The sequence below is a fragment of the Occallatibacter savannae genome, assembly GCF_003131205.1.
GTDB classification, from domain to species: Bacteria; Acidobacteriota; Terriglobia; order Terriglobales; family Acidobacteriaceae; genus Telmatobacter; species Telmatobacter savannae.
This window is the reverse complement of the sequence record NZ_QFFY01000003.1, coordinates 466,017-491,524: the sequence shown is the minus strand read 5'-3', so window position 1 is coordinate 491,524 and position 25,508 is coordinate 466,017. Positions and strand designations below refer to the sequence as shown.

The window sequence follows — 25,508 nt, the reverse complement described above, 5'->3', positions numbered from 1 at the left end:
CTCCGATCCAGTCGAAGCGCCCTTTGTATTTCTTAGCCAGACAGGTTCCGCGATTACGGATTGGAGATCTTTGGCGGATTTGGCGAAGGGTATTGCCGTATTGGTGTTACCTTGCGCCGCTTGGGTTTCTGATCCGCAGCATCGCGTGCGGGCTCATCCTCATGCGGAGCGAAAAACCGCACGCCTTCGAGGTTGTGCTCGCCGAGCACGTGCAGCCGCAGAAAGTTTGTTGAACCAGACTTCGTCCGCGTTCCCGCCACAATTGCAATTACCTCGCGGTTGCGGACATATCCATGCTGTTCCAGCAGGCTCTCTGCTACATCCACCAGCGCCTCTGTCGAGTTGACCTTGGGACACCGCACCGGTGTCGTCCCCCACAGCAGGTTTAGGCGGTTGATCGTGATGTCCACCGGGCTCAGCGCAAAGATGGGCGCGGTGGGATGATACTTCGACAGCTGGCGCGCTGTGGCCCCCGACTCAGTGAACAGGGCGATGCCGCGCAGATCGAGATCGTCCGCCGCGTGAGCCGTTGCTTCACAGATCGTCTGCGCGATCGACAATCGGGTCTGGCGCAGCATGGGTTGATTCAGATGCTCTTCCTTGATGTGACGCTCCGCTTCGCTGATAATTCGGCCCATCATGGTGACCGCCTCGATCGGGTACTTGCCCACAGCCGATTCACCTGACAGCATCACCGCATCGGTTCCGTCATAAATCGCGTTTGCCACGTCTGAGACTTCGGCGCGCGTGGGACGCGGGTTCTCGATCATCGACTCCAGCATCTGCGTCGCAGTGATCACCGGCTTGAAGTACTCGGCAGCGCGCCGGATGATGTGCTTTTGAATTGCAGGAACCTTTTCCGGAGGAACCTCGACACCCAGATCGCCGCGGGCCACCATGATGCCATCTGCGGCCTGCAAAATGCTGTCGAGGTGTTCGATCGCCTGAGGCTTTTCCAGCTTGGCGATGATCCATGTCTCACCGCCATAAGCCGACACTCGATCACGAACCAGCCGCACATCCTCGGCCGTACGCACAAACGAGACGGCCACCGCGTCTACGCCGTTCTTTAGCGCAAATTCGAGATCCTGCGAGTCCTTGTCCGTCAGCGATGGCACGCGAACTGGAATTCCTGGTAGGTTGATCCCTTTGTTCTCGCCCAGCATGCCGCCATTGACGATTTCGCACACCACATCCGGGCCAATTACTTCGTGCACGCGCAATTCGATCAGTCCGTCCGAGAGCAGAATGCGCGACCCTTGTTCCACGTTCTCTGCAAGCGTCTTGAAAGTCGTTCCCACCAGAGTCGCCGTACCGGGCACATCGCGCGGCGTAATCGTGAGCCGGCTGCCCGCCTTCAAAAGTACCGGCTGGTGATCTCTCAACTTGGATGTCCGAATCTTTGGCCCCTGTAAATCGCCTAGGATACAGAGCGGTTTGTGCTCCTCCCGGCTTACCTTTCGAATCATCTGGATCAGCGCAAGCTTTTCGTCATGCGTGCCGTGCGAGAAATTCAGTCGTACAACGTCGATTCCCGCCCGTACCAGCTCCCGGAGAACCGGCTCCGTATTCGAGGCCGGTCCAAGCGTGGCCACGATCTTTGCCCGCCGCTGGATGGGGGTTTCGTTCAGGTTCGATTCAACGAACGGCATCAAAGTAAGCTCCAGAGAAAGAGATGAAGGGGAATAAAGAATGTATGTGTGCGGTCACCTTCATTATACAAGCGGTTGCAATGCGGCTTGCGGGCACACCACACCACCTGCCCTTCCGCGTACGCGCGGGGCTCTAAAGCTGCCGGTTCCGCTCGCGGAAGAGAACTCCATTCAACTCTGCGCCGAGCAGTGCAGTGAACGAAGTGATATAGAGCCACACCAGCGTCGCGATGCCCGCTCCAAACGACCCGTAGAAGATCGTATAGTCCGCAATGCGCGTCACGTACCATCCAAAGCCTAATGTCGCTGTAAACCATACGATGCTTGCCGCGAACGCCCCAGGCATGATCCGCATCCAGTGTTCGCCGCGCTTCGTGCCAAAGTGATAGAGAGCCCCGAGCACCGCAAGGCTGGTACCGAAGGCCAACGTCCATCGCACCATCCGCCACAGAAACAGAACAACGCTGCGAAGCTGATGGCCCGCGTTGAAGATCAGCCATAGTTCGATCGCTCTTCCAAACACAAGAACAATCGTCGCCAGTGCGAGCGGCACGAGCACAATGAACACCAGGAACAACGCACGCGCCCGCCGCTCCCAGAACCCCCAATCATTGCGCGGCAACCGGTACGCCCTCCGAAAGCCCTCCATGAGCGTAAGCATCAGCCCCAAACCGGCAAAGACGCTGAGAATGAATCCCGAAGTGATCAGCCGCCCCGGATGTGCGTTGCGCGAATGCATCGACGACAGCATCAGATGCACCGTATCTGCCGGCAGAATCTGCCCCGAAACCCAGCGAATCTCGCCCACTGCTGTGTTTCCTTCCGGAAACTTGGCGATGATTGCGGTCAGCACAATGAACGCTGGAAAGAACATGAGCATGCCCGAATAGGCTGACGCTTTAGCCGTATTCAGTACATCGTGTTCGAGGGCCAGAAACACGGCCTTACGAAAATGGCGCAGAAACTTCCGCATGTCTCAGAAGAAAGAGTAGTGCATCCGCAGCGGTTCCCGCCTGTGGGATTGCCTTTGCAGAGCATCGGAAAGCAACAGCGATTTCCGGTGGTTCTCAACGAGTTGCTAGACTCGGATTCGAGTCTGCGGCTTGTGATTCAACTTCCAGCCATCTTGTAGTCCGAATAGGTCAGCGTAAACAGCGTGTGGCGAGTGATGAATCTGCCCTGCGGCGAGTTGGGATACGGCTGCTCGACTGTGTCGATCGTGACAAAACCGGGTACCACGAGCTTTTTGCCGTCTATCGTCTCCGTTCCATAGTCGATTCGCTGGTTTTCCAGCTTCACCGGATCGGAACCCTTGAACTCCACCTGCATCACTAGACGGTAGATCACGCCCGTTTCTGGATCGATGTAAATGGCTCCGTGGTACCCTTCCGTGGCTTTGAATGGTTTCCAGTTCGCGCTGGTCTGGTAGTTGCCCGGACCGCCTCCCTGCGCAACGCCTCGCATAGCGACTTCGCCCGCCTGACTCGTCTCGGGAAAGCAGCAATAGTTCACTGCATATTGGCTCTTCTTCCTGTCGACAGAGAACGAGAAAACCGCCAGTTCGTGCCCATTCACCGTTTGCCACCGCAACCAGCTCATCTTTCCCTCTGCTCGCGCGGTTTGCAGAACGCTGGCTGGGTCGGGGCTCTGGCCGAGAAGCGCGATCATTCCGTTATCGCCCCAATTCGTCTTCTGATTCGCAACCGGATTCTCTTCTACGCCCTTTTTGAATGTCACCCTGGCCTCGTCGGAGGCCGCATAGCGGATCGGCGTATACGTAGGCGCCAGTACAGCGCTCGTATGTGAGCCGAATGCCGGCTGATCCTGCTGCGCGCTGTCCTGGAACCGGCGCATTGTTCTGGTTGCGGTAAGCGTAGGGGCTTGAACGAAGACCTTCGCAAACGCTGCTGCCTTGTCCAGAATGGCATTTTGCTGCGCCGCGTCGGGAGCAGGTTTCGCGGGGATCTCGCTTGCCGGAGGAGGGAGGGCCGCAGCTCGAACTTCCAGAATGAAAAGCTGCTCCGTCGTGAGCGGGCCGGGAACCATCGGCTTCACCGCATCCATTGTGCTTTTGGTCAACTCTTCTGTAAGTTCCAGATCCTTGAGCTGGCCTGCAACATCTGCGTCGGACTTCTGAGCCTTATGGTCGGCCGCAAGTAGGTCCTTGAGCTGTTCCGCAGTCATCTTCTTCGCAGCCCAGCCAGGCGACGCCATCAGCACCATCACAACGATGGGAACAATTCGTTTCACGCTTTTCCCTCCGGGAAGTCTGTCCCGCCATTGTACTCAGGAACAGGAAGGGTGCCACTGGCGTCCTCAGCCCCAGCTTGCGGGGGCGGAACTAGTCGAACACCACCGTCTTATTGCCGTAGCAAAGGATGCGCCTATCCAAATGCCACTTGACTGCGCGGGATAGCACAAGCCTTTCCAGATCGCGTCCCTGTGCGACCAGATCCTCAACTTGGTCTCGGTGGGAGATACGCGCTACATCCTGTTCGATGATCGGCCCATCATCCAGCACCTCGGTCACGTAATGGCTTGTTGCGCCGATCAGCTTGACCCCACGCGCATGCGCAGCATGATAGGGCCGCGCTCCAATGAACGCCGGCAGAAACGAGTGGTGCACGTTGATGATGGCCGACGGATAATGCGCGACGAATTCGGGAGAGAGAATCTGCATGTAGCGCGCCAGGACCACCAGCTCGACTCCATATCTCTCCAGGATTTTCAGCTGCCTCTGCTCTGCTTCGGCCCGCGTTGCGGGGCTCACCGCGACGTGCTCGAACGGAACGCCGTAGTATGCCGCAAGCTTCTCCACTTCCCGATGGTTCGACACAATCACCCGGATATCGCAGCTCAGCTCGCGCGACTGCCAGCGGTGCAGGAGATCAGCCATGCAGTGCAGGTACTGCGAGCAGAACAGCGCAATGCGAGAGGGCAGGTTCATCACCCCGATCTGCCAATGCATCTCCAACTCTTTGGCGATCGGTGTGAAAGCTTTCGAAAACTTCACCAGATCGAAGGCCGTTCCCGATGCGGCTCGATCCTCGTGTCCGTTTTCATGCAGCGCCCACTCCACGCGCATGAAGAACTTGCCCAACTCATGGTCCTGATGCTGATCGGCATGGAGGATGTTCGCTCCGTGCTCGTACAGTAGACCTGAAACTCGAGCTACCAAGCCCTTGCGGTCCGGGCAATCGATGAGCAGAACCGCGGTATCCTTCATGGTCCTTCCAGCTTAAGGCATCCATGCGGCTCAACGGTCCGCTATACGCTCTCTGCCTGGTCAAGGACACGTGCGACTATCTCTACTCTCGGGGGCCTCTACTGGGTTCAGCAGCCAGCTGCATCCGGAGCTTTCCTGCCAGATCTTCGACCATACGCAGCTTCTGAACGACGTTGTGGGGAAGTCCATTGTCGGCGAGCGCGAGTTGCGACTGCAGCAACAACCCGCTAAGCGTGTTCTTCAACTCCGCACCGATATCTTCGCGTGCGGCCAGTCGTGCCGCAGCCTGTTCTCGTTGTCGGCGCTGGAGCGCGGCGCGGATTTCGCGAATGACACGTGCCGCTCCCGCAAGGCCGAAGTTGATTTGCACAGGGATGGCCAGGCCGGAACGCTCCCAGATCGCTTCTGCTGCTTCCGGATCGCACTCCGCTAGGGTCTCATCCAGCACCACCACTGAAAACTCCCTTTTCCGCAATGCATCCACGGCGCTGCGGCGACCGCTTGCAAACTCGACATTCATCCCAAGCTGCTTCGACACGACCTCAGCGCAATTGCGCACACCTTCCATCCCACTGACGATCAGAATGGCCATTGGTCTCTCCTTCTGCTATCTGAAAAATGTTCGACTAGTTGGTTCGGCGTAGATCGAGCGCTTCGTATTCCTTCAGCTTGCGGTAGAGGGTCGTTTTCCCGATCCCCAGCAGTTCCGCAGCTCTCAGCTTGTCACCGCCGGTCAGCTTGAGCGTTTCGTAGATCGCCTCTCGCTCCTGGACGGCAAGGGGGATCACCTTTACTGCACCGCGGGCGTCCGTGGCTTTTACGGGCTTCGCTTCATGGAGTCTCGCCAGAGCCAGATTCCTCAAGGGTGAAGGCAGGTTTCCGAGCTGAATCTCTCCGCCTGAAGTCATCGTGACTCCCCGCTCAACGGCATTCTCCAGCTCGCGAACGTTCCCCGGCCAGTCGTACTGCATCATTACCCGCAAAGCGTCATCATGGATTGTGAAACGCCCTGGGTGTGTGCGATGTACTTTGTTCAGGAAATGCGCAACCAGCAACGGTATGTCATCCTTGCGATCTCGCAGCGAAGGGAGGCGCAGATTGACCACATTCAGCCGGTAGTAGAGATCCTTTCGGAATGCGCCGCGATCGACCATGGCACCGAGGTCGCGATTGGTTGCCGTGAGGATGCGCGCCTTGATCGGAATTCGCTGCGTCGATCCGACCGGCCTTACCTCTTTCTCCTGCAGCGCTCGCAGTAGTTTCGCCTGCAGGTCCAGCGTAAGTTCGCCAATCTCGTCAAGAAACACTGTTCCGTTACCCGCTGAGACCAGGAGGCCGTCTTTGGAGTGATTCGCGCCGGTGAAAGCGCCTTTCACATAGCCGAACAGTTCGCTTTCCACCAACGTCGGAACCAGGGAACCGCAATCCACCGGCAAGAACGGCTTCTCGGCGTTCGGTCCGAAGCTGTGAATCGTGCGCGCCACCAGTTCCTTGCCGGTCCCGCTCTCGCCCAGGATGAGGACCGGGTGCGTGGATTGCGCAACCTTGGCAAGGATCCGGTACAGCTTCTCCATCTGCGGAGAGCGCCCGATCATCTGCCCCATGCCAGGCTCAAGCCTCAGACGCTCCCGTATGCGCCGCGAGTCACTGTTGACCTGTCGCCCGACTACGGCGCGCTGCAATGCTGAGGCGAGCTCGTCCATCGTGAACGGTTTGTTCAGATAGTCAGCAGCGCCATGGTGCAAAGCAGATAGAGCCATGGCTGCCGAGTCCACAGGAGCCATGGCAATGATTGAGATCAACGGAAAGAGCGTGTGAAGCTCGGTAACCGCCTCTAGACTCCCGTGTCCCCGTCTGGGAATACTGATCAGGACGATGTCTGTGGTCGCACGCTCCATCGTCGAGATCACAGGATTCAGTGCTTCAACACCGCGAGCTCTGTGTCCAAGATCTCTGGCGATCTCTACGCACGCTGACCGTGCAGCTTCATCCTCATCCACTACCAGCACGTGCAGGCCGGTCGCTTCCGGAGCGATTTGATGGTCCGTGTCCATGAAATGCGAGCAATACGACGTCGAAAGCATAGTACGCGCCTCGTTCACTCTGGCTATGTGGGCCAGATCACGACTGTTTCAATTGGAAGTGCAGCAGCGGGATTTGCTGCTAATGCGAAACAGGCAGTTCAATCTGGAAGCACGCTCCAACCGGATCCCGATTCGCGGCATGGATCACTCCGCCTGCGGCTTCAATGAGCGAACGCGTGATGGACAACCCCATTCCGCGATGCGCCATCGGCCATCCGCCCGCCATGGTGTTGCCAGAACGCTCTGCGGGCTCGGGCTTGAAGATTCTTCCGAGGACCTGATCCGTGAGGCCCGGACCGTTGTCTTCCACATTGATCGTCACCCATGGACTGTTCCCAGGATCTCCGCTGCTCTCGCGCAAAGAGATGTGAATCCGCCCTACGCCGGACATCGCCTCCGCTGCGTTCCTGGTCAAGTTGATGAGGACACGCGTCAGATCCTCGCCGGTCATGCGAATCGGCAGAGCCCCACCCTGTACATCGACCGTGAGACCGATGGTCGGACCAGCCAGTGAGGCGAGCAGATGTCGGTTCGCGAGGAGTTCTTCCGCCAGGTTCCGCACGGGTTCGGCTGGGATGCTCTTCCACACTTCAGCCCGCCCCGCCCGTGGCCCTGTGAAAGGCGGCAATGCGCGAGAGTCAATTGTCGATGGATCGAACTTTTCAGCAACACCTTCCTCAGTAGCACTCAATTTCTCGACTAGGCGCCGGCTTGCGGCCGCCACAAGCCGCAATTCTCCCCCGTAATGCGTGAAGGGATCCGCGAGAACTCCGGGTTGCTGCAAAAGGTCACAGTACAGATCCAGAGCCGTAACCATGTTGCGCGCATCATGCGCGATCTCCGCCACGGTTTCACCGCGCTCTCCGAGAGAACTCAGGGTTGCGATTACTCTGTCCACGCGAGTCTGTTCTTCTTGTCCCAACTCCGGCAAGCGTCCAAGCTGTTCCATGGTCCGATCCTTTTCCTTCAATCTGGGTAACTGCTGCAGCGTGCTCTTTGCCTTTTCTTCTATACACGCAGCGTGCCAAACCGGGACACTCGAGCTAAGTGACCTGAAGTTAAGCACTTCCACAGGTTTCAGGGCAGAATCGCTGGGACCCGAAAGCGAGGCGCTGTTTCCCGAAATGGGCTCGGCAAATGGGCTATTTAGTTGTAAGTCGCTGATGAGTGAGTACTTGTAGGTGCACGCTGACGCCATTCCCACTCTGGACATGTATCGAAATGGAGCACCCGGGATCTATTCCCGATCTGCATGCTTGGTTCCCGTACAATCGCGCTATGAACGGCCAGGCTCATTCCGCTTTTTTTCGTCCCGGGGATCGCAAACCCGACCAGCTTCGTCCCCTGACTCTGACTCCTGACTTTGTCCAGACCGCGGAGGGCTCGGTACTCGTCACGTTGGGAAACACGCGAGTTCTAACCAACGCCACAATCGAACAGGGCGTGCCGGGATGGCTGCGCAACTCGGGCCGCGGATGGGTAACGGCGGAGTACTCGATGCTGCCTCGCTCTACGGTGACACGTACCCCGCGCGAAAGCGAGCGCGGCAAGATCGGCGGGCGCACGCATGAGATCCAGAGGCTGATCGGCAGGAGCCTTCGGTCGGTGATTGATATGCATGCTCTGGGCGAGCGCACGGTAATTCTGGACTGCGATGTCATCCAGGCGGATGGCGGCACGCGAACCGCAGCCATCACTGGCGCAGCAGTCGCACTTTCCATCGCCCTGAATGCGCTGGTAAAGGCCGGAACGCTGAAGCAGTCGCCGATGAAGCAGCTTGTGGCTGCGACATCAGTGGGCATACTCGGAGGTACACCGCTGCTCGATCTCTGCTATGAGGAGGATTCGCAGGCGGAGGTCGACATGAATGTGGTGATGACGGCAGATGGCGGTCTGGTGGAAACGCAGGCGACCGCGGAGAAGGGAAGCTTCTCGCGCCGCGAACTGGATGCTCTTATTGATCTGGCAGAAGTCGGCCTGAAGCAGATCTTTGAGATTCAGCTTGCGGCGATTGCGAGTTGAAAGAGCAGTTCGAAAGGCTGGCCGCGAATAGTTTCTCGGAGATTCTCACACCCAACTACAAATCGTCTGAATACTGTAGAGGGAAGTACCTCCAATCCTGGAAACGCATAATGTCTTCCTCGGCTTTATCAAAACGAGCATGATAGTTGTGCGAGTGCGGACACGGAAAAGGAATACTCTCGACCTGCTGAATACCACTACTCGTTAATATTTGCTCGAACCTATCAAGGTCGCCATATGCGTAGATCACGTTGTGATTGTCATAGACAAGTAAATCCAGGCTGTTTTCTGAGCCGATCCAAAGATGGTGGCGAGCGTCGCCCTCCAGGAACTTCGAAAATCGAGTAAGAAAGTGCTCCACTTCCTCAGGTTTGAGTGGAGCAGGAACTTGGTACCTTCCGGGCCTCGAGTCAATTCGCGACACCAGCAGGACGTACAGTAACCAGTAAGGCGCAGGCATGCTCCGGCTCAATCTGAGTAGAAGATCAACCTGTCCTCTGGTGGGTGCGATGATCAGACGTTGAGGGCCGGTAGTCTGCTCGCGTGCCCAGATATTGCCGTACACGTATTCTGCCGAACCATTTTCTTCAATCCCAAATTTGTAGCTTTCTTCCGGAAACTTCGGCCCCACCTTCCGTCCCCCAATTACGACTCTTATGATGAGTGCTGACGAAAAACTCACACTCATGGTGACCTAAATGAGCCGTAGCTCTGAAATCTCTCGCCGCAATTTTATCAGCGGTGCATCCGCCCTCATCGCTTCCTCGACGCTCATTCCAAACCGCGCGTCAGCCCAAAGCAAATTTGTTTCGAAGCGCCCCACACCGACTGCGCGGCGCTTCCGCAGCATGGCGGTGGACGCAGCGATCGAGTCCGTCTCGGCGAAGATGCGCGACCCGGAACTTGCGTGGCTTTTCTCGAACTGCCTCCCAAACACGCTGGACACGACAGTCACCTTCAAGAATGGTCCGACCGGGCCCGACACTATCGTCGTAACCGGCGACATTCCGGCGATGTGGCTGCGCGATTCCTCTGCGCAGGTGTGGCCGTATCTGCCCTTCATCACGGGCGACGCGGAACTGGCGCGGCTGATCGAAGGAGTCGTTCGGCGTCAGACGCGCTGTATCCTTGCCGATCCGTATGCAAACGCCTTCATGCCGGATCTCTCGAGCCCTGAGCCTCTCTCGTGGAGCAAAACCGATCGCACAGATATGAAGCCAGGGGTCGGCGAACGCAAGTGGGAGGTCGATTCTCTCTGCTACCCGGTTCGGCTGGCGCATGAATACTGGCGCCTTACGCACGACACGAGGCCGTTCGGGCCGCAGTGGGCCAGCGCCATGCATACCATACTCGAAACGTTCACTGCACAGCAGCGAAAGACCTCGCGCGGTCCGTATCATTTCCAGCGCAAGGCCGAGACGCCCTATGACACGCTGAGCGAAGATGGTTTTGGCAATCCGGCGCGTCCGGTAGGGCTGATTCATTCCGGCTTCCGGCCGTCGGATGATTCATGCATCTACCCGCTGAACATTCCCGGCAACTTTTTCGCGGTCAAGACTCTTGAGCGAATCGAGGAGATGCTTACGGAGATCGCGCATGACAGCACAGCCGCGTCTCAGGCGAGTCGCTTGCGCGCGGAGGTCAAGTCCGCTCTCGACACTCACGCGCGAACACATCACTCCACGGGCGGCGAGATCTGGTCTTACGAGATCGATGGCTTCGGGAATGCTTTATGCATGGATGATGCCAATGTTCCGAGCCTCCTTGGAATGCCGTATCTCGAGACCTGTTCCGAGACAGATCCGATCTATCTCGCTACGAGGCGATTTGTGTTGAGCGAGGCAAATCCCTACTTCTTCCGCGGCACGGCGGCGGAAGGCATCGGCGGTCCGCACATTGGGCAGGACATGATCTGGCCGATGGGCATCATTATTCGCGCTCTCACAACCAGCGATGAAAGCGAGCAGCGCCAATGTCTCAACTGGCTCAAGACTACCCATGCCGGAACTGGCTTCATGCACGAAAGCTTCAATAAGAACAATCCGGCGAAGTTTACGCGTAAGTGGTTTGCGTGGGCCAACACGCTTTTTGGCGAACTGATTCTGAAGCTGGACAAGACGAATCCGAAGCTTCTCGAGAACTCCTAAGCAAAAAACAACCGGCGGATTCGCATCAGCCGGTGGGTGCCCCCGGTCCCATCGCTTTCGGGGACCGGGGAATGATGTTGATTGCTGTGATCCGTCTACTTCAGATTGACGTTCCCCTTCAGCGGCAGATTATCCGATGATCCGCCAACCATGATCGTGTAGTCGCCCGGCAGCAGTGACCAGTCGTCCTTCTGCTCATCGAAGATCGACAGATACTTTGGCTCGATCTCTACGCTCACGGTCTTCTTCTCGCCGGGGTTGAGCTTCACACGAGTAAAGCCGACGAGTCTCTTTGGTGGTTCCTGCGCAGCGGCAGGCAGGCCCGCGTAGACTTCCGCGATCTCCGCACCTTCACGAGACCCGGTGTTCGTGATGGTGAATGTCACCTTGGTCTTCTCGCCCGGCGTTACCTGCAACCCGGAGTAGCGATACGTCGTATACGAAAGTCCAAAACCGAAGGGGAAAAGCGGCTTCTTGTCCTCCGCGTCATACCACTTGTACCCGACCTTCACGCCCTCATCGTAAGTGACCTCGAATGGAGGCAGCCCAGCCGCCCACTTTTCCGGAGTAGCGGCACCGTCGAAACCAGTCGATTCTTTCGGCGGCATCGTGATGGTCGGATGCGGCAAATCCCCTTCGCTCTTCGGGAAGGTGTTCACCAGCTTGCCGCTCGGGTTCACGGTTCCGAACAGCACATTGCCAACTGCATCCGCGCCGTCGCTCCCCGCGAACCACGCTTCGAGAATGGCCGATGCCTTGTCCACCCACGGCATCGTAACCGGGTTTCCCGTCTCAAGAACAACAACGGTATGGGGATTGGCAGAAGCCACCGCAGAGATAATCGCGTCCTGATTATGAGGGAGCGAAAGATCCTTCAGATCCATTCCCTCACTTGCCCAGCGATACGCGAACACAATCGCAACGTCAGCGCCCTTCGCGGCAGCGGACGCAGCAGCGGGATCGGTGCCCGCATCGTACTTCACCGTTGCATGAGGAGCACGAGCCTGGATCGCCTTCAGCGGCGATGTGGGGAACCAGATCTCTTCCATCCAGTGGGTTGCGCCCTGCCCCGCCGCCTTGATGGCGTTTCCGCCGATCGGATCAACCTGCGCCGAACCGCCGCCGGATATCATGCCCACATCCGAGTGCGATCCGATTACGGCAATGGTCTTCAGCTTTGCGGCGCTCAGCGGCAGCGCAGCCTTCTCATTCTTCAGCAGGACGATTCCGCTCTCTTCGATCTTCCGTGCCGTCTCGAACCCGGCAAATGGATCGATCACCGACCGCTGCCGTGGATGATCCACCAGACCTTGCGCAAACATCGTGCGAAGGATTCGGTGCACGTGATCGTCGAGTTCGCTCTGCGGAATCTTTCCGGCGTCGAGCGCATCCTTGAACCGCTTCTCGTAGAAAAAGCGCCCCGGCTGCTCGTTATCGAGTCCTGCCGCGGATGCCTTCACGTCGCTGTGCGTTCCACCCCAGTCAGACAGCACAAAGCCCGGGAACTTCCATGCCTTTTTCAGGACATCGGTGAGGAGCCACTGGTTCTCGCAGGCGAAGTCTCCGTTCACACGGTTGTACGAGCACATCACCGCGCCGGGCTGTCCCTTCTCTACGCCTATCTCAAAGGCGAGCAGATCGCTCTCGCGTGCTGCGCGCTTGCTGATGTGGATGTTCACGGCGTTGCGGCCACTCTCCTGATCGTTCAGTGCATAGTGCTTGATGTCGCCGATCACGTTAGCTGACTGCGTGCCCTGGATGAGCCGCGCCACCAGCGTTCCGGCCAGCACCGGGTCTTCGCCCAGGTACTCGAACGTGCGCCCGTTGCGAGGATCGCGTGTCAGGTTGACGCCGCCGCCGAGCGACATATTGAAGCCCTGGGCACGGAGTTCACGGCCGATCAGCGCTCCGTACTCATACGCCGCCTCGGGATCCCAGCTTGACGCAGCGGCCACGTTCGCAGGAAGCGCAGTAGAGTAGCGTCCGTTGACCCCGCTGGAGCGAACGCCGTACGCGGCATCGCTCATGTCAATACCTGGAATGCCGAGCCGGGGAACGCCAACCGTGTAGCCGACGCCGCGGTTTGAAGGCGCATTCTCGGGAGTAACCGGATCGTCTGTCGGCATACCCACGCCGTGTAGCAGCGCGACCTTCTCGTCGGGCGTCATCTCTTTCATCACCAAATCCGCGCGCTCATCGGGCGAGAGACTCGTGTTCATCCACGGGCCGGTGGGATGAGGCTTCTGCTGCGGACGCTGAGCCGCTCCTAACTGCATGAATGCCAGACTCAAAAACAAAATCGCCGGAGCCGCAAGGCCGGCGCGGAAGGCTTTATGCTTCATAGTTCCCTCATTGGTAAAACGATTCATCTTGGACGCACACCATACTACCAACAAAGACCGGCCACTCGCCGTGTCCTTCGGAGCCGGTCCAGCTAGGCAGTGTCCGTCGAGCGCGATAGCTCCACGCGCTCGTATGGTAAGTAAACGGGATTCCAAACATACTCATTAATCAGCGTTTGCGGGTCCCCATCACCCTTGATGTTCGCAACCCCGTCCGCCATGGCCTGGTGAATCACTGCTTTTGAGACCACCATCGCAACGTTGCGCGACTCTCCCACTGCGGGCAGGAGCGGTGCGCTGCTGTCAGTTCGCGAAGGAGAGAGGCCGGCGAGTGCCTTCGCGGCTGCCATGATCATGCCGTCTGTGACTCGACTTGCCTGAGAAACGAGAATCCCGAGAGCCAGCCCAGGGAAGATGAATGAGTTATTTACCTGCGAGACCCTCGTCTTTCTTCCATTGATCTCAATGGGCGGAAAGGGACTTCCCGTGCCCACGAGCGCCCGCCCTTCCGTCCAGCGCAGCAGATCGGCAGGCGTCGCTTCCGCTTTCGACGTAGGATTCGACAGCGGAAAGATGATCGGCCGCTCCGTGTGCCGCGCCATCTCACGCACGATCTCTTCCGTAAAAGCGCCCGCCTGTGCCGAGACGCCGGCGAGCACCGTCACATTCGCGTTGCGCACCACATCCAGGAGAGAAACGTCTGCGCTGCCATCGAGCTTCCACCCGGCGATGTCCGCCCGGCTCCGCATCAGAGGCATCTGGCTTTCCTTTACGCCGCGCGCGCCCTCCGCGAGCAACCCGTAGCGATTGAAGGCATAGATCCGGCTTCGCGCTTCTCTGTCGCTCAGGCCTTCTTCCTTCATCGCGGTAATCAGCAGATCGATGATGCCCACTCCCGCAGCTCCGGCACCGAACATCGCGATGGTCTGCTTCGCGAGCGGCACGCCGGTCGCGTGTACGGCAGCGAGCAGGGTCGCTGTCGTCACTGCGGCTGTTCCCTGGATATCGTCGTTGAACGTGCAGAGGCGGTCGCGGTAGCGCTCCAGCAGTCTCGCAGCGTTCGCCCCCGCGAAGTCTTCCCATTGCAGCAGAATATGCGGCCACCGCTTCTCTACCGCCGACACAAACGCCTCGACGAAATCGTCGTACTCCTGCCCGCGAATGCGATGATGCTGCCAACCTATGTAGATCGGGTCCTGCAGGAGTTCCTCGTTGTCGGTTCCCGCATCGAGCAGGATTGGCAGGCAGTGCTCCGGCGGGATTCCGCCCAGCGCGGTATACAGCGCCATCTTGCCAATCGGAATGCCCATCCCGCCGGCACCCTGATCGCCCAGGCCAAGGATGCGCTCCCCATCGCTCACCACGATGCAGCGCACATCGTCGTAGCGCTTGTCGGCCAGAATTTGTTCGATCCTGTCGCGATTCGGATAGCTGATAAACAGTCCGCGCGGCTGCCGCCAGATCTCTGAGAATCGCTGACAACCCTCGCCCACTGCCGGCGTGTAAACAACCGGCAGCAGCTCCTCAGTGTAGTGCTCGATTATCGAGTAAAACAGTATCTCGTTGTTGTCCTGCAGATCGCGCATGTTGCTGTACTTGCCGAATGCCGTATCGCGCGAGTCCAGCACGCGCTTGCGCCGCTCGCGCTGATCTTCGAGCGTTCCAATGTGCGGCGGCAATAAACCGTGGAGTCCGAAGACATCCCTCTCGTGCTCGCTGAATGCCGTCCCTTTGTTCAATCGCGAGTTGAACAGCAGGTCCGCACCTTGCAGTCTGGTGCGAATCACATTGCGATTGTGAGCGGGATGTTGAATAGAGAATTGAGCAGAGTTCGGTTCGGAGGAATTCTTCACAGTTACATCTCCCGAAGGCAGCAGCAACAGCGATCATAGCGAACTCAATCGTCGCAGCATGTGACGCCTGCACATGCAACTTCAGTGACCGCAACGCACAAAGGCCCACGCTCCTCGAAGCCGTGGGCCTTTTTCACATTCAATTCAGAGACGAATCAACGATCGTTGCCGCCAGTGCCGCCCGAGCCGCCGGAATACTGCCCGCCGCTCGTTCCCGTGTTCCCCTTCGAGGGGTTCGGGTTGCTGGTCCCGCTACCGGAGTGCTGCGAACTGCTTCCACTACCCGACTGGCTGCTTCCACTGCCTGACTGATTGCTCCCGCTTCGGCCGCTGCCCTGACGCTCGTTCGCGTCCGTCATCTTTCCACTCTGCTGTGAGTGCTGGCCGCTGCCGCTCTGCTGGGTCATGTCACGATCGCGATCGCTCTTCATTCCGCTGCTGGATCCCGTTCCTTGTGAGCCTTGTGTGTTTGCCATACAACTGCTCCTTGGCCGCGCTGCACCTCTTACGCGTACGTAACGCTGGCTGTCATCGTGGGATGCCGCCCTTTCTACCCAAGGTTGCACGAACATTGGTCCGGTTGCGACGTCTCCGAAAAACTAAAAGTTCAATAAAATCAAACAGATAGCTTGCGTGTTTTCCGCCTCTCCGACCTTCGTTCGGAAGGAGTAAAATGAGCCGCCTCTACTCCGGGCTCCCTCAGGCGCGCCGAAAACTTGGGCCTTATTTCTCCTCAACGATCGCGACATCCCACGGCGCAAGCACCAGGGCGGAACTCCTCGCCACCGCCTTTCCGTCCAGCAGATTCGTTCCCGCTTCGTGCGCGTACACGGGCCTTACCTCCGCTGACGAATAGTTGAAATAGTAGTGAACCCGCTTGCCCAAGCGATTCACTCCATGCGCCGTGTGAACACCTGGAGTCAGTTGCTGATCCGGTCCGGTCAACCCCGCGGCATCCAGCGTCCGCTTCAGCACAGCCTTCTGCAGCGCGTCCGACAGGTAGGTCCCCTCATATACCAGGGTCCCAGTCCCAAACTGGTTTTCCGTAATCGCCGGCCACTTGCCAAAGAACGGATGATCGTAGGTTGCCAGCGCCTTGGCGTGATCCGGCATCAGGAATTCGGCCCAGTAGCTCACCTTGTTGTCAGCACTGGCATTGAATGGATCGCCCTTCAGAGCCAGCGGCTTCTCCAGATTCGAAAACTCCTGGTAGCTGAATCCTGCAGCCTCCCGCAGCGGCCCCGGCGCCCTCACCCATCGGACTGCTGAGTTCTCATTTGCAAATCCGCTCTTGAAGGTCATTACTACGTGGCCGCCGTTCTTCACGTAATCCGAAATGCGCTGCAGTAGCGCATCGTCGGCGATGTAGAGCGCCGGCACAATCAGCACCTTGTATGCGGAGAAATCCTCCGTCTCCGGAAACACGAAATCCGTGCCCACATTCATGTCGTACAGTGCGCGATGAATCTGCGCCACCAGAGACGTGTAGTCGGCCACCGGGCCGGCGAAGCTCCACTGCGGCCCCGACGCCGTAAACGGCATAAACCCGATGCCATTTGCCGAGTCCCTGCTCCACAGAATGGCAACGTCATTCTTGATCTTCAGGCCTACCAGGTGCGGGCCTATCTTTTCGAGTTCGTGAGCCGTCTTCGAGAACTCGGCGTACACGCGGTTCGGCTCGAGATCGTGCGACAGCACACCCTTCCAGTACGTCTCCTGGCCGCCATGGATCGAGGCCCAGTGCCAGTACTCCACCATGTTGGCGCCATTGGAGAGGTGCGTGTACACGTTCTGCCGGAGCTGACCGTCATAGGGCGGGTATTGGAACGCGGAACTCCAGTCCGTCGATTGCGCGTTGGTCTCCGTCACCAGGTAGTTTGCGTGTTTCAACGAACGCGAGAAGTCTCCCTGGATGGATTGCGTCGCCCCGTCGAAGCGATCCTGCGGGACCATGTGGTAGATGTTGTCGGCGACCACGTCGAGCGAATCAGCGATGGCATTCTCATTGACGTCGCGTTTCATCATGCCGCCGTAGTCTGTGGTTACGAACTGCGCCACACCGGCGCATTCGCGGACCAACGCGGCCTGCCAGTGCAGAAAATCCGTCACGCGCATCTGGCTCCAGCGCGACCACTCCAATTTGTATCCGGTGCTCTGGGCGCCTTCGCGAGTGGGCAGGTCCTCCCATGTGTGCAGATTCTCGCCCCAGTAATTGAGGAACCACGCCTTGCTCAGCTCCTCGGGACTGTGAAACTTCTTCTCAAGATAGTGCTGGAATCCGATGAACACATCGCGATTTGCTGCGTCATAGCTCGCTGTTTCGTTATCAAGCTGCCAGCCGATCACCGTCGGATTGTCCTTGTAGTGTGCAACGATGTGCCGTATCAGCCGCTCCGCATAGAAACGGTACGCGGGCGAATCGGTATCCATGTTTTGCCGCATGCCGTAGATGCCCGCCACCGCCTTGCCGCCAAACTGCCCGGGCGGAATACGGTCGGCAAGAATCTCCGGATGTTGATGCGCCATCCAGGCTGGAATTGAATAGGTCGGCGTCCCGAGGATCACCTTGATCCCAGCCTTGCCCATCGCTTCGACGATATGGTCCATCCACGCGTACTCGAACTTGCCGTCCTCCGGCTCCCACAAGCTCCAGGTCGACTCGCCCATGCGCACCACGTTCAAGCCCGCCGCCTTCATCAATTCGACGTCTTTCGTCAGACGCTCGTCCTGGTCTCCGGGCTCGTACTCGTTGTAATAAGCCGCGCCGTAGAGCACGGTAGGGAACTCAAGGGTCTTCTGCGCCTCCGCTCTCGGCTTCGGATTACTCTGCTGAGCACTCGCCGCGCAGGCAACCAGACCGGCAGCAAGCACCGCGGATTGAAAGCGTTTTCTTTTGGACTCCATAATCCTGCCTTTCGAGTTGATCGGGCTGCCTGTTCAAGAGGAAGGATTATCAAAACACGTCTACTCGAAGATGAGCAACACGAGACATGAAAGAATTGAGACATGGCAGTTCCCGGCTCCGACCAGCTTGGCCTCTACATCTCGATCCCGTTCTGCCGCTCCAAATGTACGTACTGTAATTTTGCTTCGGGTGTATTTCCCGCGCATGAACACGCGCGGTATGTACAGCGTCTCATCGCAGAGATGCGCCAGGCTCGTACATGGAGCGAAAGCCTGGGTGCGCACCTGCCCGAAGCCGTGGACACCATCTATCTCGGAGGTGGTACTCCCAGTCTTCTCGAGTCTGAGTTCGTCGATCAGCTTTTCCACGCAATCCGTACTGAATTCTCTCTGAGCCCCGAAAGTGAAATCACGGTAGAGTGCGCTCCCGGGCAGCTTTCAGACGACACGCTGGCCGCTTTCGTCCGTGCAGGAGTGAACCGCATCAGCCTCGGCGTCCAGTCCTTCATTGATTCCGAGGCGCGTCAGAGTGGCCGCCTTCACACCCGGCAAATCGTCCTTAACGATCTGGTCCGCCTCCGCTCTGCGGGCATTCGCAATCTCAACCTCGATCTCATTGCCGGCCTGCCGGGACAAACCTTCGCCTCCTGGGTGGAATCAGTCTCCACCCTGATCTCGACCGGCGTGCCGCACGCCAGCGTTTACATGCTCGAGGTCGACGATGAATCCCGCCTTGGCAGGGAACTGCTGTCCGGCGGCGCTCGCTATCACGCCGACGTCGTCCCCACAGACGACACCATCGCCCGCATGTACGAGTACGCCATCGAAGCGTTCAATGACGCCGGTCTCGTTCAATACGAGATCTCCAACTTCGCCCGCAGCGGTCACGAGTCGAGCCACAACCTCCGATACTGGCAGCGTCGTCCCTACCTCGGTCTCGGCCTCGACGCTTCCTCCATGCTTCGCGAGTCAACTTCGCTGGCCGAGTCAGACGAATCCGCCTACGTCCTGCGCTCCACCACCGCAGACGATCTGAACGGCTATATCGCAGGCTCCCAGCCGTCCGAGACCGCCTGGCTATCTCCCGATCGCCAGCACGAGGAAGCATGGTTTCTCGGACTTCGCCTCAACGAGGGCGTCTCTATCGCCGCTCTCCGTCGTGAATTCGGCCATCACCGCCTTGCGCGTTCTCTTGAGATCGTGACGCGACTGGCCGCCCGAGGTCTTCTCACTAGCGCAGGCCCGGTTGTTCGCCTCACTCCACAGGGACGCCTGCTCTCCAATGACGTCTTCCAGGAGTTCCTTGAGCAAGCCGGAGCGGAGCACGCCTCTGCCGCACGCTAGAAGCTGCTCAGCTCATTCATGATCGGCATCCGGAGGGTTGCAGGATCAGGCTCAGCATCGTAGGAACTGCGCTCAATCGCGCCCTGTCCGATTTCTTTTGCTTTGTTCAACGCAGCTTCCGCGTTTCGCATGACCACTAGCGGCGATCGACCGCCGCTTCCGGCAACGCCAAAGCAGGCGGTCAAAACCAAATCCTCATCGCCTGCTCTAAACTCCGCCCCGAAGACAACAGAGTTGAGTCGCTCCGCCATCGCAAATGCACTGAAGCTGTTGCACCCCGGAAGTATCAGTCCAAGCACCTCAGGGCCATACCAACCCGCCGCATCGTAGCAGCGCAGCACCCGCAGCACTCTCGCGGACAATTGCTCTTCCACCAGCACCAGTTTCCGCTCGTCGAGTGCGGTTCTCCCGCGCATTAACCCATCGATTCCGCACAAGATGATTGAGAGCGCTGTCTTCATCCGCTGAGCCCGGTCTGTCTCACGAAACGCGGTTCGGATCAGTTCATCGCGGCTCAGCAGCATGGGTGTCCTCCATCCTCAGTACATCGGCATCCGTCGAAGGCCTTTTAGCCGCGTCCGGGTAGGACAGCCGCATTCGGGTCGAGTCGGTTCTTGCCTCATGAAAAATCCGGGGCCGAAGCCCCGGATCTCTGTCTCACAACGGAACACACTCAGTCCACGAACTCGACCTTTGGCTGCATGGAGATAATTCCGCGCTCGTGTCCCATCTCCAACAGCTTCCGGATCGCTTCGCGCCCATCCGCTCCGTAATCGAGCGTCCGTTCGTTCACGTACATGCTGACGAACCGGCTCGCCAGACCCGTATCCAAGTCACGGGCGAACTGCATCGCATACTCCAGCGCCTGCTCGCGGTGATCCAGACCGTGCTGGATGCTGTCGCGCAGCGCCTTCGAGATGATCCTGTGCGCCTCAGATCCCAGCGACCGCCGGATTGCGTTACCTCCCAGCGGAAGCACGAGCTTTGTCGTTTCGCGCCACCACACGCCCAGATCGATGATCTTGTGCAACCCGCTCCTGTTATAGGTGAGCTGTCCCTCATGGATAATGAGGCCAGCCTCGTACTTACCCGCCAGCACTTGGGGGATGATCTGGTCGAAGGGAACGACCTCCGTCTCAATCTCCGGATCGAAGATCTTCAGGGCCAGGTAAGCAGTCGTAAGCGTTCCCGGCACCGCCACCCGGATCCGCCGCAGATGCTCCGGCGAAATCTGACGAGGCGCGATCACCATCGGCCCGTAGCCCTCGCCAACGCTGCCGCCACAACCCATCAACGCGTAGTTGTCCTGCAGGTAGGGATAAGCATGAAAGCTGATTGCCGTGACGTCGTAGAACGCCTCGTTCAGCGCCTTGCGATTCAGTGTCTCAATATCAGTCAGAGTGTGCGTGAACTTGTACCCCGGCACTCGAACCTTGTTCGTTGCCAGGCCATAGAACATGAATGCGTCGTCCGAGTCCGGACTGTGCGCAATCGAAATTTCCCGTACAGAGTTGGAAACAGTAGGTGCAGAACTCTCAGTGCTCACTTAAGACAAAAATCCTTTCGGCAAACTTCTCTTTGCCCGTCTCTCTAAGGATACGTATATCGATCCCGTCGAATGCGATCCCAGCCTCGGGCAATGCCCGCTGCCGCCACGACCTTTAGCGCGTCTCCCGGCAGGAAGGGAAGTACCGCCAGCGCAAACGCTGGTCCAGCGGCAGCATGCGTCCACCTCGCCAGCCACGCAAACCCGCACAGCAGAATCACAGCATTGCCTGATGCCGCACTCAGTGCCGCGCCCCCGAACCCTCGCCCCACGTTCGAACGCATCCAGCTTACGAGTGCTGCCGCCGCCGGATACGACATCAGGTACCCGCCGGTCGGCCCCAGCAGGTGCGCCATTCCAGCCCCGAGAGTGAACCCAGGAGCAAACACCGGCAATCCAGCCGCACCTTCCAGCAGATACGCGCCGAGCGTCGCTGCCGCCACTCTCGGACTCAGCATCAGCCCCACCAGCAGCACAGCGAACGGTTGAAGGGTCAGCGGTACCGGCGTAAACCACAGCGGAATCGAGATGTGAGAGCATACGGCGACGAATGCGCTACCACCCAGAATCACTCCTGCGGTGCGCAGCCCGGTGGCGGCGGCAGAATGAGCCGTCTCAGAAACTATCGGAAGTCTATTTTCCACGTTGTTATCCTTAACGTTCTCAGCTCAAGTCCGATTCTTCCGGAGCGCCCACGACAACTACATCGCTTTGCAGTTGCTTTTGTTTCAACTGCTTGCGGTGAACCCAGACATGACGGGCGACACCAGCGGCTGCCAGAAGCAGACCTCCCAAAGAAACCAGAAGCGCAATCAGTAACCAGCGCATCACAACCGAGCTCAGAATATCAGACAGGAATCGCGTCACCCACGCGCAAGGCGTGTGGCACATCCGTCGTTGCGCCGGGCGCTACTTCGCTAATGTCCCGAACATCCACTCCAGGTAAGCGGCACTCCCGCTCTCGACCGGGATGACCAGGAACTCGGGAAGCCGATAGCTGTGCAACTCCTTCAGCCGCTTCTCCAGCGCATCCAGCTTTTCCGTGCTCGTCTTCAGCAGCACCATCGTCTCAGGCGCCGACTGGATCTGGGCGTTCCAGTGGTAGATCGACTGCACCACGGGCAGCAGTGTCGCGCACGCTACCAGCCGCTCCTCCACCAGCGTGCGTCCCAGCTTGTTCGCTTCTTCCAGGGTGCTTTCGGTGGTCAGGACAATCCGTGCCTGCGGGCTGTTTTCTTGCATTTCTTTCTCTCTCCGGTCGATCTATGGTCCAGTGTACGGACAAAGCCGCGCCGCCCACTTCACAAATTTCGCCTGATGAATCAAGCTGACCGCCCCAACGTAATCATCCTGGGCCCTTCCTCAGCGCCGGACCCCAACTTGCCGACTTCAATCCCGTGTTGCAGTATGTTGCTTGCGGCTCGCATCTTAGTCTTCGCAACATCCACGGCCCAGAGCCGTCCAGGAAAACGAGTCAGGAGAACGCTTCCATGAGTTCCGTAATCAAGTTCGGCACCTCCGGATGGAGGGCCATCGTTGCCGACGAATTTACGTTGGCCAACATTCGCCTGGCCGTTGCAGGCATCGCCGCTTACGTCAAAACCCAGCCCTCACCACACCGCGTCCTGGTCGGCCGAGACCCGCGCTTCCTCGGGGAGTCCTTCGTAGCCGAGGCCGCGAAGGTTCTCGCCGGAGCCGGCATTACGCCCATCGTCATTCCCGATGCCGCACCCACCCCGGCCATCTCGCAGGCAGTTCGTGCCCTCAAGACCTCCGGAGCCATCAACTTCACGGCCTCGCACAATCCGCCGGAGTACAACGGCATCAAATTCTCCACCCACGACGGCGCACCGGCACTTCCCGAGGTCACAAAGCAGATCGAAGCCGCTATCTATGCGAATACGGAAGGCAAGATCCCGCATGCTGAGCCCCCGGCCGGCGGCTTCGAGACCGCCGACGTCAAGCCCGGCTTCTTGCATCGCCTCAGTGAACTCGTCGACCTTAAGACGATCGCGAAATCGCACATCAAGGTCGTCTACGACCCCTTCTGGGGAGCAGGCCGCGGCTATAGTTGCCACCTCCTCCGCGAAGCCGGAGTCGAAGTCGCCACCGTGCACGATTACCGCGACGTCCTCTTCGGCGGACACGCTCCAGAGCCTGACGACCACCTCCTCGACACCTGCAAGAACAAGATGAAGGAGATCGGCGCGAAGATCGGCATCGCCACCGATGGCGACGCAGACCGCTTCGGCATCGTTGACGAAGACGGCACCTTCATTCAGCCCAACTACGTCATCGCGCTCCTCTTCGACTACCTCGTCGAAACTCGCGGCTGGAAGAACGGCGTGGCCAAAAGCGTCGCCACCACCAACCTCATCAACGCGCTCGCGGACTATCACAAGGTTCCGCTCTACGAGACTCCAGTCGGCTTCAAATACATTGGCGAGCTCATCATCGCCGACAAGATCGCGATCGGTGGCGAAGAGTCTGCCGGCCTCACGATCCGCGGCCACGTTCCCGAGAAGGACGGCATCATCGCCGGCCTCCTCGTCACCGAGATGGTCGCCGCGCGCGGCAAGAGCATCGGACGTCAGCTCAAGGAACTGTTTGCCAAGGTTGGTTCCTTCTATCCCGTTCGAGAGAACTTCCGCTTGACCCCGGATCGCAAAGCCGCGTTCACTGAAGAATTGAAGAAGGATCCGACTGAGCTCGGCGGGCGCAAGGTCAAAGAGATTGTGCGCACCGATGGTCTCAAGCTGGTCCTCGACGACGGATCGTGGGTGTGCTTCCGCCTATCCGGCACTGAGCCGGTGGTGCGGGCCTACACCGAAGCACGCGACGAGAAAGACATGGTCGCTCTTCGCTCCGCCGCCGAAAAGTTCGTCCAGGGCTAAGCCGTAATTTCGCAGTAGAGGCCAAATGCAACACCCAAATCTGTTCACTCCAAAAAAGGAAGCGGCCACTGAGCCGCTTCCGCTGTCTCAGCGGGCCGCCGCCTGGCTTCAGCAGGGCTGGCGTCCCGCCGGCACCGTCTTTGCCGTCGCGCTCGCGCTCGCCTTCGCGTGGAGCGTTGTCAATGGCCGGCACGGCCTCTCCACCTGGTACGGACAGCGCAGCCAGGAGAAGCAGCTTAAGAACGAGATTCAGCAGCTACAGGACGAAAACGCACGCCTCAAGCAGCACGTCGACCGCCTCAAAAGCGATCCCGACGCCATCGAGCACGAAGCCCGCGAAAAACTCCACTACGCCCGTCCGGGCGAGGTCATCTACAGCCTGCCTCCGGATGTGAAGCAAAAGCCAGCTACACCTGGGCAAGAACGCTGAGAACCGAAAACTAAGTCTTCGTAAACCACGCCACCCCTGCTCCCGCCAGCGGCGCGTTGTCCCCAAGCTCCGCGATCCGCACCTCAATTCCCGTGTCCTTCAGCTCGGCTTTCACGGCATCCAGAAAGAGTGGAGCCGACCGCGAAATCCCGCCGCCCAGGACAACCACATCCGGCGCAAAGTCTCTCAAAAGTTCCTTGATCAGGATGCCCAGTGTCTTCCCAAACTCCTGGAACACCGCCACCGCGTCCGGATCGCCCCCGATCGCATAGTGCGCAATCGACGCCACCTCGCGATTCTGACCCTTGCGGTCGAGGTATGCCTTCTTGATAGCGCGCGTTGAAATCTGGTCCTCAGCAATTCCTCCTCGATACGGTGCATTCCAGATCTCGCCTCCAGGCGGCACGCCCTTTCCTTCTGTGACCACGCGCCCATCCACAGCAAAACCCGATCCAAGCCCGGTTCCGAGCGTGAAGCACACCACCCGCTTCACTCCTCGGGCCGCGCCCGCCCCTACTTCTCCCAGCAGATACGCTGCAGCATCATTCAGAAATCGCACCTGCTCCGGCTTCCATCCAAGACGTTCCGCCAGCCCCTCACTCACGTTCACGCCATAGAGGTAAGGCATTTTGTGCTCCATCCAGCTGATGCCCTTTTCGTAGTCGAACGGCCCCGGCATCGCGAACTCTGCACCCTCAACGTCTGCCCTGCCCTCGTTCGCCTTCAGCGCCAGTGAATGCAGCACTTCCATGAACGCCGCGCTGCTCTGCTCTTCCGGCAGATTCGCACGAACCACCGTGCCCAGGCTGTACCCATTTCTCCGGCAGACTGCCGCCGAGATATGGCTTCCGCCAACGTCGTACACCAGAACACACGGATCAACATCCGGACTCAAGAAACACGCTCCTCAGAGAATCTCAACCATTGTAAGCGTACGAGTGCTGGCTCCTTACCCGCGTTCGGCGTCACACGACACCGTCACCCCCATCCCCAACCGAGATGAAGGCGCTGTTTCACCCTCCGTTTACATTCAGCCCGATCGCACGCCCGGTATAGTAATTCTC

General features: G+C 58.8%; 23 protein-coding genes. 5 read left to right on the top strand and 18 right to left on the bottom strand.

The window, feature by feature from the left end; translation table 11 throughout:
• Positions 1-53: 53 nt before the first annotated feature.
• The 7 genes from pyk to DHV10_RS13860 form a co-directional block, all read right to left on the bottom strand.
• Positions 54-1,652: a pyruvate kinase gene (gene pyk / locus DHV10_RS13890; RefSeq protein ID WP_109486958.1), complete on the bottom strand. Its 1,599-nt coding sequence runs from the start codon at positions 1,650-1,652 to the stop codon at positions 54-56.
• A gap of 133 nt (positions 1,653-1,785) precedes the next feature.
• Positions 1,786-2,625: a YihY/virulence factor BrkB family protein gene (locus tag DHV10_RS13885; protein ID WP_109486957.1), complete on the bottom strand. Its 840-nt coding sequence runs from the start codon at positions 2,623-2,625 to the stop codon at positions 1,786-1,788.
• Between the two features lie 137 nt (positions 2,626-2,762).
• On the bottom strand, positions 2,763-3,902 hold the full coding sequence (locus DHV10_RS13880; RefSeq protein ID WP_162601520.1) for a hypothetical protein: 1,140 nt from the start codon (positions 3,900-3,902) through the stop codon (positions 2,763-2,765).
• Between the two features lie 91 nt (positions 3,903-3,993).
• Positions 3,994-4,878, bottom strand: a complete 885-nt coding sequence (purU, locus tag DHV10_RS13875) for a formyltetrahydrofolate deformylase (protein ID WP_109486955.1) — start codon at positions 4,876-4,878, stop codon at positions 3,994-3,996.
• A gap of 82 nt (positions 4,879-4,960) precedes the next feature.
• Entirely contained in the window at positions 4,961-5,470 is a 510-nt protein-coding gene (locus tag DHV10_RS13870; protein ID WP_109486954.1) for a DNA-binding transcriptional response regulator, read from the bottom strand.
• A gap of 34 nt (positions 5,471-5,504) precedes the next feature.
• Positions 5,505-6,962, bottom strand: coding sequence for a sigma-54-dependent transcriptional regulator (locus DHV10_RS13865; protein ID WP_239461643.1), 1,458 nt, complete (start codon positions 6,960-6,962; stop codon positions 5,505-5,507).
• 79 nt (positions 6,963-7,041) lie between these two features.
• Positions 7,042-7,911, bottom strand: a complete 870-nt coding sequence (locus DHV10_RS13860; RefSeq protein ID WP_162601519.1) for a sensor histidine kinase — start codon at positions 7,909-7,911, stop codon at positions 7,042-7,044.
• Between the two features lie 329 nt (positions 7,912-8,240).
• On the opposite strand from DHV10_RS13860, the gene rph reads away from it, so the two are divergent.
• Entirely contained in the window at positions 8,241-8,984 is a 744-nt protein-coding gene (gene rph / locus DHV10_RS13855; protein ID WP_109487178.1) for a ribonuclease PH, read from the top strand.
• Positions 8,985-9,039: 55 nt separating this feature from the next.
• On the opposite strand, the gene DHV10_RS13850 is transcribed toward rph, so the two are convergent.
• On the bottom strand, positions 9,040-9,615 hold the full coding sequence (locus DHV10_RS13850) for a hypothetical protein (protein WP_162601518.1): 576 nt from the start codon (positions 9,613-9,615) through the stop codon (positions 9,040-9,042).
• A 67-nt stretch (positions 9,616-9,682) separates the two neighbouring features.
• Between DHV10_RS13850 and DHV10_RS13845 the strand changes: the two genes are divergently transcribed.
• The gene (locus tag DHV10_RS13845) at positions 9,683-11,131 is read left to right on the top strand and encodes a glycoside hydrolase family 125 protein (RefSeq protein WP_109486951.1); all 1,449 of its coding nucleotides are present in this window, start codon (positions 9,683-9,685) and stop codon (positions 11,129-11,131) included.
• A 95-nt stretch (positions 11,132-11,226) separates the two neighbouring features.
• On the opposite strand, the gene DHV10_RS13840 is transcribed toward DHV10_RS13845, so the two are convergent.
• From DHV10_RS13840 to DHV10_RS13825, 4 genes are all read right to left on the bottom strand, one after another.
• Positions 11,227-13,473, bottom strand: a complete 2,247-nt coding sequence (locus tag DHV10_RS13840) for a beta-glucosidase family protein (RefSeq protein ID WP_109486950.1) — start codon at positions 13,471-13,473, stop codon at positions 11,227-11,229.
• Positions 13,474-13,565: 92 nt separating this feature from the next.
• Positions 13,566-15,326 carry an NAD-dependent malic enzyme gene (locus DHV10_RS13835; RefSeq protein ID WP_239461641.1) on the bottom strand — a complete coding sequence of 587 codons (1,761 nt, stop codon included), beginning with the start codon at positions 15,324-15,326 and terminating at the stop codon, positions 13,566-13,568.
• Positions 15,327-15,481: 155 nt separating this feature from the next.
• Entirely contained in the window at positions 15,482-15,802 is a 321-nt protein-coding gene (locus DHV10_RS13830; RefSeq protein WP_109486949.1) for a hypothetical protein, read from the bottom strand.
• 247 nt (positions 15,803-16,049) lie between these two features.
• Complete coding sequence (locus DHV10_RS13825) at positions 16,050-18,230, bottom strand: beta-galactosidase (protein ID WP_109486948.1); 2,181 nt, start codon at positions 18,228-18,230, stop codon at positions 16,050-16,052.
• A gap of 102 nt (positions 18,231-18,332) precedes the next feature.
• Between DHV10_RS13825 and hemW the strand changes: the two genes are divergently transcribed.
• On the top strand, positions 18,333-19,574 hold the full coding sequence (gene hemW / locus DHV10_RS13820) for a radical SAM family heme chaperone HemW (RefSeq protein WP_109486947.1): 1,242 nt from the start codon (positions 18,333-18,335) through the stop codon (positions 19,572-19,574).
• Here the strand turns inward: hemW and DHV10_RS13815 are convergent.
• The 5 genes from DHV10_RS13815 to cutA all read right to left on the bottom strand — a co-directional run bounded on the left by DHV10_RS13815 (position 19,571) and on the right by cutA (position 22,362).
• Positions 19,571-20,098, bottom strand: a complete 528-nt coding sequence (locus DHV10_RS13815) for a GGDEF domain-containing protein (protein ID WP_109486946.1) — start codon at positions 20,096-20,098, stop codon at positions 19,571-19,573. The two genes, hemW and DHV10_RS13815, sit on opposite strands and share 4 nt — an antisense overlap.
• Positions 20,099-20,247: 149 nt before the next feature.
• Positions 20,248-21,120, bottom strand: coding sequence for an MqnA/MqnD/SBP family protein (locus tag DHV10_RS13810; protein WP_109486945.1), 873 nt, complete (start codon positions 21,118-21,120; stop codon positions 20,248-20,250).
• 44 nt (positions 21,121-21,164) lie between these two features.
• Positions 21,165-21,764 (bottom strand): biotin transporter BioY, encoded by a 600-nt coding sequence (locus DHV10_RS13805; protein WP_204101416.1) that lies wholly within the window; start codon positions 21,762-21,764, stop codon positions 21,165-21,167.
• A 19-nt stretch (positions 21,765-21,783) separates the two neighbouring features.
• Positions 21,784-21,948 (bottom strand): hypothetical protein, encoded by a 165-nt coding sequence (locus DHV10_RS27185; RefSeq protein ID WP_162601517.1) that lies wholly within the window; start codon positions 21,946-21,948, stop codon positions 21,784-21,786.
• A gap of 81 nt (positions 21,949-22,029) precedes the next feature.
• Positions 22,030-22,362, bottom strand: a complete 333-nt coding sequence (gene cutA / locus DHV10_RS13800; protein ID WP_109486944.1) for a divalent-cation tolerance protein CutA — start codon at positions 22,360-22,362, stop codon at positions 22,030-22,032.
• Positions 22,363-22,610: 248 nt separating this feature from the next.
• On the opposite strand from cutA, the gene DHV10_RS13795 reads away from it, so the two are divergent.
• Both DHV10_RS13795 and DHV10_RS13790 read left to right on the top strand, forming a co-directional pair.
• Positions 22,611-24,014 carry a phosphoglucomutase/phosphomannomutase family protein gene (locus tag DHV10_RS13795; protein WP_109486943.1) on the top strand — a complete coding sequence of 468 codons (1,404 nt, stop codon included), beginning with the start codon at positions 22,611-22,613 and terminating at the stop codon, positions 24,012-24,014.
• Positions 24,015-24,039: 25 nt separating this feature from the next.
• On the top strand, positions 24,040-24,444 hold the full coding sequence (locus DHV10_RS13790) for an FtsB family cell division protein (RefSeq protein ID WP_109486942.1): 405 nt from the start codon (positions 24,040-24,042) through the stop codon (positions 24,442-24,444).
• A 10-nt stretch (positions 24,445-24,454) separates the two neighbouring features.
• Here DHV10_RS13790 and DHV10_RS13785 read toward each other — a convergent pair whose 3' ends face one another.
• Positions 24,455-25,339, bottom strand: a complete 885-nt coding sequence (locus DHV10_RS13785; RefSeq protein WP_109486941.1) for an ROK family protein — start codon at positions 25,337-25,339, stop codon at positions 24,455-24,457.
• Between the last annotated feature and the right edge of the window lie 169 nt (positions 25,340-25,508).